The following is a 1,910-nucleotide window of genomic DNA, read 5'->3' as shown; positions in this document are numbered from 1 at the left end:
ATAAAGCTTGCTTATCTTTATCATATAAAACATAATCTTCACAAAAATATAAAGCTTTTAATAAATAGGGTTTTGAATTAATGTTGATGTTGTTGATATCTTGCAAAGATAGTTTTTGTATATAGGCTATGTTTAAATTATTGATTACTTGTATAGACATAAGTTTATAATTATTATATTCTTGATTAAAGTGATTAAGATTTTCTAAAAATATTTTATACTCATTGATATATTCTTTTTCATCTTGTATATTATCTAAATATTTAAGACTTTGATTGAAAATATTATTATTGTAAAAATTACAAGAAAAACTATCAAAATTAAATTCTTTTAACAAATTACTATTTTTATTATCTATAGAACATAAAGGAGCAAAGGAATTTTGCATGTTTTTGTAGTAGGGGTAGAGAGAGTTATTGGAAAGATTAAATGCTTGTTGAGTTTTATTTGCACTGAAATAAAGAATTTTTTGCGTTGGTTTTTTGATTAAAGAAACCACAGCGCCTGGTCCAACTATACTCCCAATATAGTATAACGGTTGTTTTTGAAAATCTTGTTTTAAGAATTGAAATGTTTGCTTTCTAATTTGATCATTTGAGATTATAAGTTTAATGGCTTTATAAAAGACTTCGGCTTGTTCAATAGCTTCATCTTGTTTTGTGTTGTCATCTAAAATTATATTTTCAACTCCAATAATTTTTATTACAAAATGTCCAAATTCTAAAGCCGTCATAACTGTAGAGTCAAATATACCATTTACTAAATCATCAATATGTTGCAAAATATTCTTATTGTTAGACATTTTATTAGTCCTTTATTTTATTTAAATAGATAAAATATACTAAAATAATTTTATAAAATAAATAAAAAACTATTGAAAAAATAATTTTTAAATTTGTATTTAAATGAAAGAATTCTAACAAATCCATAAAATAATTCCACAATATAAACAAAATTAAAATACCATTAAAAATGCTATATAAAAAAATAAATAATGAATTTGCTTTATATTTGGCTTTACATTTTTTACAAACTAGTTCTTTACCAAAGCCCAATAAAAATACATTTGATGCATTTTGTAATTTATTGATTTTTGTTTTACAAACTTCACATTCTTTATAAATAGACATTTATTTTTCCTATATAATTTAAAAATTATCTTTAAAATTTAAATTATCTTCCGCATGCATTTAATCTTCCTTTAGCAAAATTTATTAGACGATTAGGTTTTTTAGCGCCATATATTGTTTCGTATAATTCTTGATATTCGGTTTTTAAATTTATATCATACAATAAATTCATTTTTTTATAAGAATTAATCATATTTTCTAATAACTGTTCTTTTTGAGGTATAGAACACATAAGATTTATATCTAAAGTAAAACCAAAAAACAAAGTGTTGTAATTTACAAAAGTAAACTCAAACATTATTTTACCTAAATTATACTTAGATGGTAATTTTTCAATTTCACTCATAAAGACAAGCAACTCATCCGCAACATTTAAATAATTATTAATTTCTTTTAAATCAGTGTTATTGGAAATAAAATAAAAATAATTAAGATTATTTTGCATTTGTAAAGTAAATAATACATCCTTATTTTTAAGAGCTACCAAATAAGCATTGTCTAAACCTAAAATTTGCATAAATTTAAAATCTTTTTTAAAATTATGCATATAATTTAATAATTCTTTTTGATTAAGTTTTAATTCTTGATTTAAGTTTTGTTCTACAAAAACTTTTTTAAATTCTTCTTCGTTGCTCCAGAATAATTTAGATATCTCTTTTCTAATTTGATTTTCTTTTTCATAATAATACTTATCCCAAAAGATAAGCTCTAAAGGGCGATAAGCTAAGCTTATAAAAATAATCAAAGCTATAAGCAAACCGCAGGGCATATAAAATCTTT

Annotated in this window: 1 protein-coding gene and 1 pseudogene; both read right to left on the bottom strand. The window is 21.8% G+C overall.

What is annotated here, in order from left to right:
* Positions 1-802 (bottom strand): annotated as a pseudogene (locus BGS40_RS09410) (hypothetical protein); the annotation flags it as partial.
* A 371-nt stretch (positions 803-1,173) separates the two neighbouring features.
* Positions 1,174-1,910 (bottom strand): hypothetical protein (locus tag BGS40_RS05595; protein ID WP_257841706.1); only part of this gene is annotated, 737 nt, incomplete at its 5' end.

Source organism: Campylobacter sp. 107, from assembly GCF_002383835.1.
Classification (GTDB): Bacteria; Campylobacterota; Campylobacteria; order Campylobacterales; family Campylobacteraceae; genus Campylobacter_D; species Campylobacter_D jejuni.
Note: the sequence above shows the minus strand (reverse complement) of the source record. Positions and strands in the feature narration are given on the sequence as shown.